This window comes from Clavibacter sp. VKM Ac-2873 (assembly GCF_015351075.1).
GTDB lineage: Bacteria > Actinomycetota > Actinomycetes > Actinomycetales > Microbacteriaceae > Clavibacter.
Genome location: NZ_JADKRS010000001.1, coordinates 695,493 through 712,279 on the forward strand (window position 1 = coordinate 695,493; position 16,787 = coordinate 712,279).

The 16,787-nt window shown below is 71.2% G+C and carries 11 protein-coding genes and 1 tRNA gene; 5 read left to right on the forward strand and 7 right to left on the reverse strand.

Features of this window, described 5'->3' with window-relative positions; translation table 11 throughout:
- Nucleotides 1-43 precede the first annotated feature (43 nt).
- The 6 genes from ITJ44_RS03235 to ITJ44_RS03260 form a co-directional block, all read right to left on the reverse strand.
- Nucleotides 44-529, reverse strand: a complete 486-nt coding sequence (locus tag ITJ44_RS03235; RefSeq protein ID WP_370551609.1) for a hypothetical protein — start codon at nt 527-529, stop codon at nt 44-46.
- A 38-nt stretch (nt 530-567) separates the two neighbouring features.
- A complete protein-coding gene (locus tag ITJ44_RS03240; RefSeq protein ID WP_370551610.1) occupies nt 568-1,083 on the reverse strand; it encodes a hypothetical protein in 516 nt (171 codons plus the stop codon).
- Between the two features lie 390 nt (nt 1,084-1,473).
- Nucleotides 1,474-1,908: a hypothetical protein gene (locus ITJ44_RS03245; RefSeq protein ID WP_194633319.1), complete on the reverse strand. Its 435-nt coding sequence runs from the start codon at nt 1,906-1,908 to the stop codon at nt 1,474-1,476.
- A 212-nt stretch (nt 1,909-2,120) separates the two neighbouring features.
- Nucleotides 2,121-2,906 (reverse strand): RHS repeat-associated core domain-containing protein, encoded by a 786-nt coding sequence (locus tag ITJ44_RS03250; RefSeq protein WP_194633320.1) that lies wholly within the window; start codon nt 2,904-2,906, stop codon nt 2,121-2,123.
- 632 nt (nt 2,907-3,538) lie between these two features.
- Nucleotides 3,539-10,330, reverse strand: coding sequence for a PA14 domain-containing protein (locus ITJ44_RS03255; protein ID WP_194633321.1), 6,792 nt, complete (start codon nt 10,328-10,330; stop codon nt 3,539-3,541).
- Nucleotides 10,331-10,494: 164 nt separating this feature from the next.
- The gene (locus ITJ44_RS03260; RefSeq protein ID WP_194633322.1) at nt 10,495-11,421 is read right to left on the reverse strand and encodes a siderophore-interacting protein; all 927 of its coding nucleotides are present in this window, start codon (nt 11,419-11,421) and stop codon (nt 10,495-10,497) included.
- Between the two features lie 104 nt (nt 11,422-11,525).
- Here ITJ44_RS03260 and lipB point away from each other — a divergent pair, with 104 nt between their 5' ends.
- From lipB to ITJ44_RS03285, 5 genes are all read left to right on the forward strand, one after another.
- The gene (gene lipB / locus ITJ44_RS03265; protein WP_194633323.1) at nt 11,526-12,227 is read left to right on the forward strand and encodes a lipoyl(octanoyl) transferase LipB; all 702 of its coding nucleotides are present in this window, start codon (nt 11,526-11,528) and stop codon (nt 12,225-12,227) included.
- A 46-nt stretch (nt 12,228-12,273) separates the two neighbouring features.
- The gene (gene lipA, locus ITJ44_RS03270; RefSeq protein ID WP_194633324.1) at nt 12,274-13,269 is read left to right on the forward strand and encodes a lipoyl synthase; all 996 of its coding nucleotides are present in this window, start codon (nt 12,274-12,276) and stop codon (nt 13,267-13,269) included.
- Nucleotides 13,270-13,397: 128 nt separating this feature from the next.
- The gene (locus ITJ44_RS03275) at nt 13,398-13,973 is read left to right on the forward strand and encodes a PadR family transcriptional regulator (protein ID WP_194633325.1); all 576 of its coding nucleotides are present in this window, start codon (nt 13,398-13,400) and stop codon (nt 13,971-13,973) included.
- Entirely contained in the window at nt 13,970-15,691 is a 1,722-nt protein-coding gene (locus ITJ44_RS03280; protein ID WP_194633326.1) for an AarF/UbiB family protein, read from the forward strand. Before ITJ44_RS03275 ends, ITJ44_RS03280 begins: the two co-directional genes overlap by 4 nt.
- Before the next feature lie 129 nt (nt 15,692-15,820).
- On the forward strand, nt 15,821-16,486 hold the full coding sequence (locus tag ITJ44_RS03285) for a peroxiredoxin-like family protein (RefSeq protein ID WP_194633327.1): 666 nt from the start codon (nt 15,821-15,823) through the stop codon (nt 16,484-16,486).
- A 77-nt stretch (nt 16,487-16,563) separates the two neighbouring features.
- Here ITJ44_RS03285 and ITJ44_RS03290 read toward each other — a convergent pair.
- Nucleotides 16,564-16,637, reverse strand: a tRNA-Met gene (locus ITJ44_RS03290).
- Between the last annotated feature and the right edge of the window lie 150 nt (nt 16,638-16,787).

Genomic DNA, 16,787 nt, shown 5'->3' on the forward strand with positions numbered 1-16,787 from the left:
GGCCGGTGCGTCGTGCCGCCCGCGCCCCTCGAACGCTGCGGCCTCAGGCGAAGGGCTCCTCGAAGGGCCCCACGTCGAAGAACGCCAAGGACCCCTTCCCCCGCCGACCGGAGATCGAGCCGAAGGACAGGCGCTGCCATCGCGTCAGGCGCTCCCACGACCGGTCGGACTGGCGGACGAACCACGCCCTCGCCTCCTCCCACGCCTCGGGGGACGCGTCCCTCCGGACGTCGAGCGCGGTCGTCACGACGTCGATAAGACTGCCCTCCGGGCCCGGCAGGACCGACGACTCGGGCATCGACACCATCCACTCGTCCTCGCCGTCGCCATACCGGAGCTCGTGCTCGGGGAGCATCAGACGGTAGGCGTCGGGACCGAGCTCGTCGTCTCCGTACATGCGCCGCGCGATCACGAACGGATGCGGGTATCCGGGCAGCCGGATGCGCCCCGCGATCCCGGCCGGCAGCCAGTCCTCGTAGGGCGGGACCGCGGTGTTGCGCAGGAAGGAGCGGGGGGCGTACGGCGCCACTTCGACGTGGATGCGAGGGCGGCGGCGGCAGAGGCGCATCATGACAGCCGCCTGCGCCCGAGCCTGAGCAGGGAACCGCGCTCACGCGAGGTGACGCGGCCACCGAGCCGACGCACCCGAGAGCCGACGCCGCGCCGCTCCCGGCTCACGGTGCTGACGATGTCCCAGCAGGCGCCCGCCGCGTCGAGCCGCCACTGCGGGTCGATGTCGTGCGGCAGGTGGATCAGCTCGTGGCTCACCTCGATGAAGGTCGTCGCGCGCGAGATCGGCGCCAGGAGCTCCACCGGGATGGGCTCCTCGACGAAGGACGACTGTTCGCCCCACGCCGCCACCTCGTGCAGTCGATCGCTCACGTCGGAGAACGTGTCCATCACGTCCCGCATGAGGGCGCGGCAGGCGGCACCCGGCACCCGGTGCAGCGCGCGCGATGCCTCGTCCGAGAGCAGGTCGCGGGCGCCCCACAGGTACTCGACGTGGAACAGCCCGCCATCAGCGACCCACAAGCGCGTTCCTCCCATCCGGCGAGGGCTGATGCGTGGCGACGCGTCGATCACGACTCATGCAGATACTCCAGGAAATCCTCGACCAAACCGGCCCTCAGCTCCTCGTTGCAGATGCGGGCATCCGCTGACATCAGCAGATCGCGAAGGGACAGATCGGATCCGCGAAGGAATACGTAGACACACACTTCCCTCGGGTCGAGCACCTCTGCGCGGTCCCTCGGGAGAGGCGGTTGATCAGCCCGGTGAGCATCAGCGCACCCGTCTTCGGATCCTCGACCTGACCGAACGGGTCGTAGGCCGCACGGCTCGGAGCACGAGCCCCGGCCTGATCCGCCGTCACGAGGATGTCGCCGTGGATGCGATGAAGCAAACATATTCAGAGGCGCGAAACCCGGACAGCGACACTATGTCTTCGCAGGATTCTAGGGTGCAGCGCGGTGCCTATGCCCGGGGCTGCAGTGTTTGCCTGATCCCCAGCCCCCTCATCATTCGCGACTTGATCGTGGCTCGCCGTGCCGAAGCCAGCGCCACGATGTCGACTCCCAGCATTGATGCGTCCATGCGCCATTGGAGTGGAACCGCCCAGGGAAGCGTGACGAGTTCCTGTCGTAACTCCTCCATCGTAGATGGCTCTCGGATGGAATCGACGAAGGACTCCGGTAGAGCCCGCTCGACATATTCCCCTTGGTCCCCCCACTGATCGACTTCGAGCAGCGCGTCGACCACGTTCCCACTGACGTGCTGGACGTCACGCCTCAATGCGCCGAAGGCCTTCGCCGGCGCCGATGCGAGCTCTGATGACAGTGAATCCGAGAGCAGCTCCATCACCCCCCACACGTGGATGGTGTGAAACTGCCCCTCGTCATCTACCCACATCTCAATTCCCTTCCCTTATTTCGGACACGGCGCCTTCATGCAAAATATGCTGGTCACTTCGACGCACCTGTGAATACGAGCGCGCCCGCTAGTCGAGGTCAGACACGGGACAGCATGATCGTCGCTCCTCATTGGATATGGCCCCATGATGCGAATTCCCCGCCAGCCAATACCATTTTGGGCAGTATCACGACAGTGAATCGAATGACGAGTCATCGCTGCCCGTTGTAATTGCGCGGAAAATAAACATGATGTGTGCCCACTGGCCGCCCCGCCCTAGTCGTGACGTCGACGTGATAGTGATCACCTCGTTTGCACATGTTTCGGAATATTCTACACAAAGGACCTTTGTCATTGTTCTTCTTGCCCGCCAGAGCCCTGGCTCGTGCTTCTGCCGCCGCTCGCGAGGGGGCACTCTCGTGCGAATGCCGGGGCGGCACGTTGGATGCAGGAGGCTTCGGCTTCGGCTTCGCGAAGAGGTGAGTTATCACCTCGGGGTTCGCCACGAGCTGCGAGATCCCCCAGCCGACCAGGACCCCGATCCCTATACCGAGCAAGACACCCCATCCCGCAGGATTCCAAATGTCCGCGAGCCCGAAAGCGAGCAGGGGCACCAAAGCTGCGGCAATGGATCCCGTCAGGTCGAACGCGTTGATCGGGTCGTTCGCATACGCGTAGTCGTCATCCGTCCCGCCCTCGACCGGATCCACCTGCAGGAACCGCCCCAGCGCCGCGACGTACTGCCGCGCACCCATCTCGATGGTCGCGATGCCGCCCAGGTGCTCCGAGAGCTTCTGGTGCTGACCCAGCCACCCGTAGTCCGCGTTGCCCTGCTGCGTGTCCGGACCCGACTGGTTCGCCGACACCGTGCCCAACGCACACGTCTTCGGATCCTCGACCTGGCCGAACGGGTCGTAGACCGCGAGGCCCGGAGCACGTGCCCCGGCCTGATCCGCCGTGACGAGGATGTCGCCGTGGATGCTCGGGTACGACCACACGGCGCGCAGGGTGCCGATAGGCCTTACGCGCCACGGTGACAATCCGCATGTGGAAAGGTAATCATTGTCACTGTTTATAAACACCTTGCATCAAGATCAGATCACAACGTCATACCTGACTCAGACAGGGTATATGGCAACTCGAGCCGATTCGCTGCCGCGAGCCGATCGGAGAAGGAGACGCCCGGACCGCAGCCGCGCGAGCCATTGCCCGTGCAGCTATTGCACGAAAGTGCCCACTATGCGCGCGTATCTTCTTCTGAATTTTGCCGAGTACAGTCGGGCGCCAATGTCACATACAATCAGCGATGCATCCCATTGCCATTCGATAGGCACAGTATCGCACCAGCCCCGCATGAAGTCTTTGGCCTCCCGCCAGGATCCTAGTCGCCCAAAATCATGCAGATAGGCCGTCGGCATTGATTGCCCGGGATGCCCCTTCACCACACCCCGCCTCAATAGCTCCTCGGCCTCCTTCGACTTCACACCCTCAACCTCCATAGCACTTTGCAGGAACTCTAGACAGTCTTCTCGCGGCGCAGCATATCCTTCCCGCACCGTTCTACGTGAAAGGAGCTTCATGGGATTGGAGAACACCTCCGACGCCAACTCCCCATTTGCCTCAAGCCACATCATCGCCTCCATCGTATGTGCCACGTTGCATGGTGAACACCGCGCCTGAACACCTCTACATGATAATGATCCCCGTCACCACACAGCTTTCTATACTCCGCGCAGTATGGCCCTTTGCCGCTATTGATGCGCCTGACCATTTGCAGTGCCAATGCCTTTGCCGCACGCTTGGTTTTAGCGTACCGGCTTTTCATCTGGGCAAAGAGGATTGCGCCTGAAGCAGCGGCGGCAGCCGTGGCGGTCGTCGTCTGTCGCCCTACCCATTGGGCGGCGTTGGAGATGGCTCCTGCTGCCGTCCGGATGCCTTGCGAGATCTGAGGCCAGAACAGGATTACACCCGCGACGAGCGCACCGACCCCTATGACAGGCAAGCTAATCTCAGGGAAGGCTATGGCCAAGCCGCCGAGGATCGCCTCAAAGAAGTTACCCGTAATGTCCGCACCGTTGATCGGGTCGTTCGCATACGCGTAGTCGTCATCCGTCCCGCCCTCGACCGGATCCACCTGCAGGAACCGCCCCAGCGCCGCGACGTACTGCCGCGCACCCATCTCGATGGTCGCGATGCCGCCCAGGTGCTCCGAGAGCTTCTGGTGCTGACCCAGCCACCCGTAGTCCGCGTTGCCCTGCTGCGTGTCCGGACCCGACTGGTTCGCCGACACCGTGCCCAACGCGCCCGTCTTCGGATCCTCGACCTGGCCGAACGGGTCGTAGACCGCGAGGCCCGGAGCACGTGCCCCGGCCTGATCCGCCGTGACGAGGATGTCGCCGTGGATGCTCGGGTACGACCACACGGCCGACCCGGTCCGGAACTCCGCGGTCACGCCACCCGGCAGCGGCAGATCCCACTCCGTCGCCGCGCTCGACACGTCCAGCACGAAGTCCGGCGCATCGCCGCTCCCCGTGAAGCCGTACCGCGTGACCGTCTTGACGCCCGCCGCGGTCGTCTCCGTCCGCTGCACGATGCGATCCGTCGCATCGCGCAGGTACGTCACCGACGAGCCGTCGGCGAGCTTCGTGCCCGTGTGCCGGTCCCCGCCGTCGTACGACAGGGTCTCGTCCGCGAGCTGCACGGTGTTGCCGTGCGCGTCGTAGGCGAGCTGGGCCGCGGTCAGCGAGCGGTTCACCGGCGAGGCGTCCGCGGGGGCGTTCGCCACCGTGGTCCCGATGAGGCGGTCCGCTCCGTCGTAGCAGGACGCGACCGTGGTCGGGGTCCCGCCGTCGAGCACGTCCGACGAGGAGGTGCGGTTGCCGTTCCGCCCAGCGGCGGCGACCGCGCCGGCCTGGGTGCAGGCGGCGGATCCGGCGAGCGCGTCGAACCCGTAGGTCAGGCGGTGGTGCGGGATCACCGCGGTGACGAGGCGGCCGGCCGCGTCGTACGAGTACGTCGAGACGTTGCTCGTGCTCCCGTCGCCCGTGGTGTCCTGCAGCACGTCGCCCGCCTGCGAGCGGACGACCCGATCGGTGACTGCGGTCTGCTTGCCGGGGAACGACCAGCCGATCCCGGTCACCGCGCCTGCGCCGTTCCGCGTGATCTCGGAGAGCGACGAGCCGTTGCCCGCGCCGGTCGCACCGCTGGGATAGGTGATCCCCGTGAGCTCGCCCTTCGCGTACGTCGGATCGGCGACGACCTTGCCGTCCACGCGCATCACGTCGACCCGGGAGTCGATGTCGTACTCGTAGGAGGTGGTGTGCGCCGCGCCGGAGGGCGGCGTCGCGACCGTCGAGGCGACCCGGCCGGCCACGTCATAGGACATGGTCGTGACCGTGCCCCAGACGTCGGTGTATGTGACCGCCTGCCCGAGGAGGTTCGCCGTCGTGGTGACCGTGCCGCCGCTGGTGGACCCGGTGACGGCGCCGTCCGAGACCGCCCCGGTGAGAGGATCCCCGCCGACCGCGTAGTCGGTCTTCTCCGTGCGCGCCGCGACGGAGCCGAAGGCGGCCGTGGTGCTCGAGGTGGCGCGACCGCGGGCGTCGTAGGTCGTGCACGACCAGTCGGCGTCGCCGGAGCGCTTCGATCCGACCGCGCGCCCCATGACGTCGTAGACGAACGAGGTGACGATGGCGTCGCCGGTGGCCGGCTTCGCTCCCGTCGTGGCCTTCGTCGCCCCGTACTGCGGCGTGGCCGCGTCGACGCCGCAGATCTTGCCGCTGGCGCCCCACGCGGAGGCGATGGTCTCCGTCGGGCCGTAGTACGCGCTCGTGGTGGCCACGTTGGCTTGCGCGGGCAGCGTGCGGGTGAGGCGCCGGAGGTATCCGGAGCCGCGCGCTTCGTGGGTCATCGAGTGCGTGAGCGCCAGGCCCTTCGGATCCACCACCGACGCGGTCGCGATGCCCAGCCACGGCTCGTCGTACTGCGTCACCGACGAGGCCGACGAGATCTGCGACGCGCTGATGCCCGCCACCCCCGTCGGCGCCTGGTCGGCGGCCGTCACGCTCGTCTGCAGCCCGTAGTCGGGCGTGAGCGCGCTGCCCGGCACCACGACCATGGCTCCGCTGCCGATCTGCCACTCCAGCTTCAGCGACGCGGACACCTGGCCCTCGTTGTACTGCAGCCGGATGCGCGCGGTCTGGCCGGCTGCGAGGTGCACGGCGTGGTTCGCCCGGATCTCGTTGCCGGGGTTCGCGCCCCACGCGTCGATCAGCGGGATGTCGTCGACGAAGAGCTGCGTGCCGTCGTCCGCCTTGGTGGCGAAGGTGTAGTCGCCGTCCTGCGGAGCCGTGACGAGACCCGTGAGCCGCAGCGAGAAGCCGTCGGACGGGAAGCCGTCGCCGGCCGCGGGCGGGCTGCCGTTCCCCCAGTCCTGGTCGACGCTGCCGTCGGCGTTGCCGATGCCCAGGCCGTACGCACGCGGCGCGCCCGTCAAGCTGCCGTTGTCGTACCAGACGGCGTCGAGGCCGTGCAGCCCGCCGTCGTAGCCGGTCGACGAGTGCGCCGTGGTCGCGGCGCAGGCCGCCGTGGGGACGCGGTCGGAGCCGAAGCACGACGCGGGCGCCGGACCGTAGGAGTCCGTCGGCCGGTCCTGCGCGTCGTAGAGGGTGGTGGACTTCCGACCCTGCGCGTCGACGGACGCGAGGGGCAGGTCGTTCTGGTTCCACTCGGAGGAGGCGGTGAGACCCGACGGACCGGTGATGCTCGTCTGCCGCCAGGCGTCGTCGTAGGTCACGGTCGAGGCGTGCGTGCCCGCGGGCAGGCCGAGCGCCGGCACGTCGACGGAGGTCGTGCCGGATCCGTAGACGTACGACTTCGTGGGCCGCTTCGCCGCCGTGACGCCGTCGGGCGCGGGGAGCGTGACCGTCGTCGCGCGACCGGAGGCGTCGTAGGCGATGGTGGTGGCGACGTTCGCGTCGGCCGTGCGCCGCGCGTCCGCCGCGAGCCAGTCGTCCGCGAGCGCGTCGCGGATGGTGGTCAGGCGGCCGCCGTCGTAGGCGAGGTCGGTGATCTCGTCGCCCGGATCGGTGATGCGCACGAGGTTGCCGTGCGCGTCGTAGGAGAGGCGCGTGGTGTCCGTCGCTCCCGCCATGTGTCCCGGGTAGACGATGCGGCAGAGCATGTCCGCGGGCGGCGCGGAGAACCCGGCGGCGACCGGGCATGCCGACCCCGTGGAGTCCGTGTCCTTCGCGTCGAGGCCCACGGACGCGGCGGTGTCGCCGGCGTACGCGAAGCGGACCTCGCGGCCGTACGTCTCGGGCGACGTGCCGAGCGCGGAGAGCGGATCCGAGACGCGGTCGACGAGGCCCGTGCCGGGCCGACGCGTCGACAGGGGCGTCGCCCGCTTGAGGGCGTCACCGGGTCCCGTGACGCCCTGCACCCGTCCCGACGGGTCGAACGTGGTGATCGTGCCGTCGTCGCCGGTGACGACGACCTGCCGCGACTGGTCGAGCGAGACGCGGTCGTGCTCCCCCGTCGGCGCGGTGTAGCCGGTGCCGGATCCGTCGCCCGCGGTGCGCGTGTAGGTGTGCGCGGTGCCGGAGGCGTCGGTGAGGATCACGGCGGAGTCCGTGACCTGGGCGCGCGACCAGTCGCCGGCGTCGCCCTCGAGCGCGGTGGTCGACGACCATCCCGCGGGGAGCGTGTCGACGGTGCGGGTGAACCAGTCGGCGGGGACCACGTACTGGGCGCCCGTCGGATCCGTGACCCACAACGAGACGCCGGCCTCACCCGCGTGCTCGAAGTAGTCGACCTCGAGCGGAAAGGGTGTGCCCTGCGTGAGGGCGGTCGGCGTGGACCCCGTGGTGTCCTGCGCGACGTGGTCGTCGCGCCACCCGGAGTACACGGTGGATCCCCCGACGCGCACGCAGCCGCCGTCGTCCCGGGTCATGCCGAACGTGTAGGTGCCCGTGGTGGGCACGTGGAGGAAGCCCGTCCACTTGGCGGAGAAGTTGTCGGCGTCGACTCCCGGGGCGGGCGAGCCGTCGCCCCAGTCGAAGGAGATCGACGGATCGGTGCGGGTCGTCGCGAGCGTGCCGGCGTCCGCGTGGCACGCGTCGCCGTCACCGAGCGGCGCGGCACCGTCGTAGTAGCGGCCGAGGAGCCCGCCGCTGCCCGCCTGGAGCGAGTTGTAGCTGAAGCCGAGCCCCATGCTGCCGCCGAGCGCCTGGACCGTCGGCGACGCGAAGCGCAGCCCGACGTTGCCGTTCGCGAGGTTGACGCTGACGGGACCCGCGGTGTCCGTGGGCGCGGGCCCGGCGTCGCCGACGCGGCGGTCGACCCGGATCTTGTCCGTCCACGTCACCGGCGGCTCGTCGTACCCGTCGGACGCGCGCACCGACCAGGTGTAGCGGCCGCCGTCCTGCAGCGAGTTCGCCGGGACCGTCCACGTGGTGCCCGCCTGCCAGCCGGACGTCGCGACCGCTCCGGTCGTGCCGTCCGCGCCGGAGGCGATCTGGAACCGGTACTTGACGGGGTCGCCGTCGGGATCCGTGATGGTCGGCGCCGTGAGCGTCGGGGTCGTCGTGGTGATCACGGACCCGTCCACCGGCGCGGAACCGGCCTGCGCCGTCATGGCCGGGGTGTTCGTGGTGAAGGCCCACGTGGAGGAGATGCCGAGCGTCGAGGTGCCGCGCACGCCGTCGTACCCGTCCTTGACGTAGCCCTTCCAGTGGTACCTCGTGCCGGGCTTCAACGCGCCGAACGGCACCTTCACCTGCTGGGCGCCCCAGCCCGACTCCCACACCGGGTTCACCTCGGGATCGTCGCCCGCGCTGACCCGGTAGAAGTACTGCAGCCCGGTGTTCTCCGGGTCCGTCCCCGAGATCGCGAGCGTGGGCATGAAGGGACCGCGTGCCCCGTCGGCCGGAGAGGGGGCGATGGCGGGTCCCGCGGTGGGCATGTCCTTGTAGGTCACGACGAGCGCCACCGCGATCGACTTGTACGTGTAGACGCCGGGGCGCTCATCGCCGCCGATGATGAGGTACGCGCCGCGCGAGCCGTCCCGCACGTACTTCGCGATCTCGTCCGAGAGCCGGTCGTCCTGCGCGGACCCGTTGTCCGACATCGCGAACTGGCTGAGCCGGTCCCCGACGCCGTTGTAGGAGAAGGACGTCGCCGAGCTGATGGATCCGCCGAACAGCGCCTTGGTGCCGCCGTTGTAGTACGAGCCGTCGATGCGGGCGCTCAGGACCTGCTTGCCGAAGAGCTGCTCGTAGTCGAAGTGCTCGACCGTGCGCCAGTACTTGTCGCCGTGGTCCCGCGAGTTGCCGATGCGGACGCTGCCGTCGGTGAGCCGCGTGCCGTCGGACTTGTACGCGTGCTGGTCGTTCGACCAGGACGCGACGGAGGAGGGGTCCACGTGCACGGGGTACGCGCGGTCGGCGCTGCGGAGCCACGCCGGGTCGGGCGCCATGCGGATGGACCAGCCGTCGCCGTCGGCGGCGAGGGTGGTGGCGACGGGCGCGTCGGCGGGCTCCTGGACGTCCGGGATGCCGCTCGAGTCGTACATGCGCGGGGCGGGGATGCCGAAGACGACGGTGCCGTCGTGGTCGGTGAAGAGGATCGCGCCGTCGGCGTCCTGCGCCGCGTGCAGGCCGGGCGCGCTGACGTGCCAGGTCCAGGAGGGAGCCGCCTCCGTCGGCGGCGCCGCGAGGACCAGCTCCTCCTTCACCTGGCCCGCGGTGACGGCGTAGTGCAGGTCGGTCTGCGGGAAGACGCCGCGATACTGCACCTCATCGGCGCTCGGCCGCTCCAACCGGCTGTCGGCCGCGCCCTTCAGCGTGTACCGGAGCACGTGCCCGTCGTGGTGGATGGTCAGCACGCCCGGGTCGGCGGCGGAGTCGGCGAAGCGGGGAGCGAGGGGGTGGTCGGCGACCGCCGCGGATCCCGACGGGCGGACGCTGACGTCCGTGTTCACGGGCACCCAGTCCCCCGCCGTGTCCTGCACGTTCAGCGGCGTCTGCGACAGCACGGCGGAGGACGTGCCGTCCCCGTTCGCGTAGGTGTCCGCGAACTGCGACCGGTCCGTCAGCTGCGCCGAGGCCTGGAGCTGGGTCGCCGACACGGTCCGACGCCGGACCGTCGCGGACGCCGAGAGGGACGCGTCGGCCGTCGCCGCCGGAGCAGCCGGAGCCGTCGGGTCCGCGGGGGCCTGCTCGTACGCGGGCGCCGGCGCGTCGACGGTCCCGGCGGGGATCGTCGGGGTGGCGACGTCGACGTCGTCCGACGCGAGGGCGGGGATCGAGGCGACGGGCCGCGTGGGCGTGGTCGCGGCCTCGGCGGGGAGGGCCACGAAGATCTCGGCGACCAGCGCGAGGGCGACGAGGACGGCGGTGGAGGTGAGACGGCGTGCAGGACGCATCCGAGTGCTCCCTTTCGAGCAGACGGATCAGGCACCCGCATCCGCGACCACCGAGCGGACGCGAAGCTGAGAATAGGGTCACAGCTCCGCAAGAATCCGCTGGCTTTCCACAGGCTGCGTCGTGAGAGCCGGCTCGGCCCCCGCGCCCCCGCACGGGGGCGCGGTCAGTCGGCGAAGATCGCCCCCACAGGCTCGCGCTTCTCGGCCTGGAAGCGGTCCTCCGCGCGGCCGAGCGCCCAGTACGCGGAGAGCGAGAGGGCGCGGCGGTCGATGCCCCAGCCGTCCTGCAGCAGCGCGCGCAGCTGCTTCATCGCGCCGCGCTCGCCGTGCGCGAAGACCTCCACCTCCCCGTCCGGCCGCGCGAGCGCGCGGGCGGCGTCGACGAGGAGCGCGCCCGGCACGGCGTCGGGCGTACGCGAGCGGTGGATCCAGCGCAGGTCGATGCCGGCGGGGTGCGCGAGCGGGAGCTCGTCGGCGGGACCCTCCACCTCGAGGAGCGCGACACCGGTCGCGTCGGCGGGCATCGCGGCGAGCGCGGCGGCGATCGCGGGCACGGCCGAGTCGTCGCCGATCAGCAGGCGCGCGACCTCCGGGTCCGCGCTCGGCCGGAACAGCCCGCCGGGGCCGCTCGCCGCGAGCAGGTCGCCCGGCTGCGCGGATGCCGCCCAGGGGCCCGCGAGCCCGTCGTCGCCGTGCACCACGAAGTCGATCGCGCACGTGCCCGCGGCCGGATCCGCGTGGCGCAGCGTGTAGGTCCGCACCGCCGGCAGCGCCTCGGGCGGCAGCGTCTCCCGGAGGGCGGGCAGGTCGAACGGCGGGACCAGGCCGGATCCTGGCTGCGGCAGCATCAGCTTCACGTAGGCATCGGTCGCGGCGAGACGCTCGGGGACCGCCTGCCCCAGCAGCGCGCGCGTCCCCTCGCCTCCGAGGTGCACGCGGACGAGGTGCGGGCTGAGGCGCTCCGTGCGGATCACCTCGAGCACGTGCTGGGCGCGCGCGGCGCGGACGGGTCGGTCCGGCACGAGAGGAGCGAGAGGAGCGGGCGAGGCGGGAGGGACGGGCAGGGCGGCGGGTGCGGCGGAGTCGGTCATCGAGGGTCCATCCTCCGCTCCCGCGCGCCCCCGGGCAACGCCGTGTCCTCGCCCGCGCCGACACGGGCCGCGGCACCGGCGGGACGTGCGCCTATGCTGGCCGCGTGGTCGACATCGTCGTCACGGGGCTAAGCGCCAACTCCGTGCCGTACATCGAGGCCCTCGAGCGTCAGCGTGCCCTGCATGCCGACGTCGTCGCGGGCCGGGCGCAGGACACCGTCATCCTCCTCGAGCATCCCAGCGTGTACACCGCGGGGAGGCGCACGGAGCCGGAGGACAGGCCGCGCGACGGCACGCCGGTGATCGACGTCGACCGCGGCGGCCGCATCACCTGGCACGGGCCGGGCCAGCTGGTCGGCTACCCGATCGTGCGGCTGCCGGAGCCGCTCGACGTCGTGGCCCACGTGCGCCGCCTCGAGGACGCGCTCATCGCCCTCCTCGCCGACCTCGACGTCGCGTCGTGCCGCGTCGACGGCCGCTCCGGCGTGTGGATCCGCGGGGCCGCGCCCGACGGCAGCCCCCGCGACGAGAAGGTCGCCGCCATCGGCGTCCGCGTCGCCGAGCGGGTCACCATGCACGGCTTCGCGCTCAACTGCAGCAACGCGTTCGACGCCTACGACCGCATCGTCCCCTGCGGGATCCGCGACGCCGGCGTCACCTCGATCAGCCGCGCCCTCGGGCGCACGGTCACCCCGGCCGACGTCGTCCCCCTCCTCCGCCCGCACCTCGTGCGCGCCCTCGCATCGAACGGATCCGCCATGCCCTCGACCGCTCCCCTCTCGCCCGTCGCCGGAGCCCGCGCATGAGCGCCGCCGCGCCCATCTCGGAGCCCGCCGCCACGGGAGCCCGCGCATGACCGCCGCCGCCGCGCCCGACGGCCGCCGCATGCTCCGCCTCGAGGTGCGGAACGCCGAGACGCCCATCGAGAGGAAGCCGGAGTGGATCAAGACGACGGCGCGCATGGGGCCCGAGTACCAGGCGCTGCAGCAGCTCGTGAAGACGGAGGACCTCCACACCGTCTGCCAGGAGGCCGCGTGCCCGAACATCTACGAGTGCTGGGAGGACCGGGAGGCGACGTTCCTCATCGGCGGATCCCAGTGCACGCGCCGCTGCGACTTCTGCCAGATCGACACCGGCAAGCCCGCCGACTACGACACCGACGAGCCGCGCCGCGTCGCCGACTCGGTGCGCCGGATGGGCCTCCGGTACGCGACCGTCACGGGCGTCGCGCGCGACGACCTGCCCGACGAGGGCGCGTGGCTGCACGCGGAGACCGTGCGGCGGATCCACGCCGACAACCCCGGCACGGGCGTTGAGATCCTCGCGACCGACTTCTCCGGGAACCCGGATCTCCTCGCCGAGGTCTTCTCCTCCCGCCCCGAGGTCTTCGCGCACAACGTGGAGACGGTGCCGCGCATCTTCAAGCGGATCCGCCCGGCGTTCCGGTACGAGCGATCGCTCGACGTGATCACGCAGGGTCGGGACGCGGGCCTCATCACGAAGTCGAACCTGATCCTCGGCATGGGCGAGACGCGCGAGGAGGTCTCCGAGGCGCTCGTCGACCTGCACGACGCGGGCTGCGACATCATCACCGTCACGCAGTACCTGCGTCCGAGCCCCCGGCACCTGCCGGTCGCGCGCTGGGTGCGGCCGGAGGAGTTCGTTGAGATCAAGGAGGAGGCCGAGGCGATCGGCTTCCTCGGCGTGCTCGCCGGCCCGCTCGTGCGCTCGTCCTACCGCGCGGGCCGGCTGTGGGCGCAGTCGATGGCCGCCAAGGGCCGGGCGCTCCCCGCCGGGCTCGAGCACCTCGCCGACCCGACGCGCGGGTTCGCGCAGGCCGTCGGCTGACGCCCGGCGATCCCTCGCCGGCCGCGGACCTGTCGGGTCGCTGACGAACAGCCCCCTCCCGGGTCCGCGGCCAGGTGCGCGGCCTATCGTCGGAGGCACCGCGCACATCCCACAGCAAGGAGCTCGTCATGGCCGCATCGTCCCCCACCGCAGGATCCGCGTTCGGCGACGCCGCCGACGGCGTGTGGCAGGCGATGGAGTCGCTCCGCGCCCGCTTCGAGAAGCGCGACGGCGCCCCCGCCGGGCACGGGACCGGCGCCCACGACGTGCGCCATGCGGTCCTCGCGCTGCTCGCCGAGGAGCCCATGCACGGCTACCGCATCATCCACGAGATCGAGGAGCGCACCCAGGGCGCATGGACCCCGAACGCCGGGGCCGTCTACCCGACGCTCCAGCTCCTCGCCGACGAGGGCCTGATCGCCGCGGAGACCACCGACGGACGCAAGGTCTACGCGCTCACGGAGTCGGGCCGCGCCGCGGTCGCCCGCGACGGCATCACCGCACCGTGGGCTCGCTCCGCCGACGCGCACGGCCACGAGGGGCACGACCGCCACGACCGCTCCGCGCTCCCGAAGGCCGGCCTGTCGCTCGCCCAGGCGGCGGCGCAGGTGCAGCGCACCGGCACGACCGCGCAGGTCGCCGAGGCCGTCGCCGAGCTCGACGCGGCCCGCCGCCGCCTCTACGCGATCCTCGCCCGGGAGTGACCTCGGCCACGGCCGGCGCCGCTCCCGGGGTGGATCCCGAGGCCGACGCCCCGGAGACGCGCGCCCGCTACCGCCGCATCCTCCGCTTCGCCGCCTGGAACCTCGCGGTCACGTGGTGGTACGAGCTGTTCCTCCCCCGCGTCGGCCTCCGTCGCATCGCCGACCGCACGCGCACCCGGCGCATGAAGCTGTTCGCCCGACGCTTCCGCGTCCTCGCGGTGGAGCTCGGCGGGCTCATGATCAAGGTCGGCCAGTTCATGTCGTCGCGCCTCGACGTGCTGCCGCCGGAGATCACGGCCGAGCTCGAGGACCTGCAGGACGAGGTGCCCGCGGTCCCGTTCCCCGAGATCCGCGCGCTCGCGGAGCGCGAGCTGGGCATGCCGCTCGCCGACGCGTTCGCCTGGGTCGACGAGACGCCCGTCGCGGCCGCGTCGCTCGGCCAGGCGCACCGCGCGATCCTCGGCGCCGTCGACTCCGCCGACACGGGCCTGACGGGCGCCGTCATCAAGGTGCAGCGGCCGGGCATCGACGACATCGTCCGCATCGACCTCGCCGCCCTCCGCCGCATCGGCGGCTGGCTCACGCACGTGCGGCTCGTGTCCGACCGCGTGGACGCGCCCGCGCTGGTCGAGGAGTTCGCCGAGACGAGCCTCGAGGAGATCGACTACCTGCACGAGGCCCGCAGCTCCGCCCGCTTCCAGGAGATGTTCGCCGCGGACGAGCGCGTGGCCGTGCCCGAGATCGTGTGGGAGCGCAGCACCCGGCGGGTGCTCACGCTCGAGGACGTGACGGCGATCAAGATCACCGACCACGCGGGGCTCCTCGCCGCCGGCATCGACCCGGTGGAGGTCGCGCCCGTCTTCGCCGCCGTCATGTTCGACCAGCTCTTCGCGGACGGCTTCTTCCACGCGGATCCGCACCCCGGCAACGTCTTCGTCACGCCCGTGACGGACGGCTCCGTCGAGCAGGGCTGGACCCTCACCTTCATCGACTTCGGGATGATGGGCGAGGTCCCGCCGAGCACGCGCAGGGGGCTGCGCAAGATGCTCATCGCCGCGGCGTCTCGCGACGGCAAGGGCCTCGTCGACGCGGCCCGCGACATCGGCGTGCTTCTCCCCTCCGCGGACACCACGCAGCTCGAGCTCGCCATGACCCGCCTCTTCGCCCGCTTCGGCGGCCTGGGCTTCGCGGAGCTGCGCGAGGTGGATCCGCGGGAGTTCCGCGCCTTCGCGAACGAGTTCCAGGAGGTGGTGCGCACCCTGCCGTTCCAGCTCCCGGACGACTTCCTGCTCATCATCCGCGCCATGTCGCTGACGTCGGGCGTGTGCAGCGCGCTGGATCCCGCGTTCAACCTCTGGGACTCCGTCGAGCCGTACGCGCAGCGCCTCATCCGCGAGGAGCGCGGCAACGTCGTGCGGGACCTCGGCACGCGCGTCTCCGACACGGCGGGCACGATCGCCCGCCTCCCGGGCCGCCTCGACGCGCTGCTCACGCGCATCGACGACGGCGCCCTCCCCATCAGCGACCCCACGCTCGAGCGTCGCGTCGGCGCCCTCGAGCGCACCCTGCGCCGCGCGATCTCGGCGCTCGTCTTCGCCGGCCTCCTCGCCGGCGGCGTGCTCGTGCGCCCCGACGACGAGGTGCTCGGCACGGTGCTGCTCGTCGTCTCCGCGATCCCGCTGGCGCAGGCGCTCCTCCCGGGCCGCCGCGGCCGCTGAGCGGCCCCGCCCCGTCGCCCCGCCTGTCCGCTCGGTGTCGGTCGTGACGCCGTGTGACGCTCCTCCCGCGCCGCTCGCGGACCGCCTGCCTACGGTGAGCGGACCGACCCGACGGACCGAGGAGACACCATGACGGACACCACCATCCAGGCGCAGATCGCCCGGTTCGACCGCGGCTTCGCCGAGCAGATCGGGCCGGATCTCTCGGCCGTGTTCGCGGCGGAGCAGGAGGCGCTCCGCGCGGGTGGCGTGCCGGACGACGCGGTCGCCGCCGGAGACGTGCTGCCGCCGGCGTCTCTCGTGGATCCCGACGGCGTTCCCGTCGACCTCCATGCGGCACTCGGCTCGGGTCCCGCCGTGGTGGTGCTCTACCGCGGCGCCTGGTGTCCCTACTGCAACCTCACCCTGCGCCACTACCAAGCCGAGCTGCTGCCGGGCTTGCGGGAGCGGGGAGCGACGCTCGTGGCCGTGAGTCCCCAGACGCCGGAGGGCAGCGCCCAGGCGGTCGCCGGCGGTGGGCTCGACTTCGCCGTCCTGTCGGACCCGTCCAACGCATTCGTGCGCGCGCTCGGCCTCGTGACGGAGCCGAGCCCCGCGGCCCGCGTCGCCCACGCGCAGCTCGGGTTCGACGTGGCCGACAGCAACGCCGACGGCACCGGCGACATCCCGTTCCCGACGGTGCTCGTCGTGGGGGCCGACCGCCGCGTGGCCTTCGCCGACGTGCACGTCGACTACACGACCCGCACCGAGGTGCCGGAGATCCTCGCGGCCGTCGACGCGCTCATCGCCCGCTAGCCGTCGCGACCGCCTCCGGAGGCTGCGCCCGGGGAACGCAGAAGGCCCGGTCTCGAGGAGACCGGGCCTTCATCTTGTTGCGGGGGCAGGATTTGAACCTACGACCTCTGGGTTATGAGCCCAGCGAGCTACCGAACTGCTCCACCCCGCGCTACGAGGAATACATTACCAGACCTCCGGGGTGCTCATGACCACCCGAGCGGCGCCGGCCCGACGCGACCGGGCGGATCCCCTCCCCGCACGAGGACGGCCCCGGTGGCACCCGCATCGCGGGGCCGCCGGGGCCGTCCTGGTGAGGATC

Coding starts and splice junctions, on each gene's coding strand:
- ITJ44_RS03245 (WP_194633319.1), bottom strand. CDS start 1,908: ATGTGGGTAGATGACGAGGGGCAGTTTCACACCATCCACGTGTGGGGG.
- ITJ44_RS03255 (WP_194633321.1), bottom strand. CDS start 10,330: ATGCGTCCTGCACGCCGTCTCACCTCCACCGCCGTCCTCGTCGCCCTC.
- ITJ44_RS03260 (WP_194633322.1), bottom strand. CDS start 11,421: ATGACCGACTCCGCCGCACCCGCCGCCCTGCCCGTCCCTCCCGCCTCG.
- lipA (WP_194633324.1), top strand. CDS start 12,274: ATGACCGCCGCCGCCGCGCCCGACGGCCGCCGCATGCTCCGCCTCGAG.
- ITJ44_RS03275 (WP_194633325.1), top strand. CDS start 13,398: ATGGCCGCATCGTCCCCCACCGCAGGATCCGCGTTCGGCGACGCCGCC.
- ITJ44_RS03285 (WP_194633327.1), top strand. CDS start 15,821: ATGACGGACACCACCATCCAGGCGCAGATCGCCCGGTTCGACCGCGGC.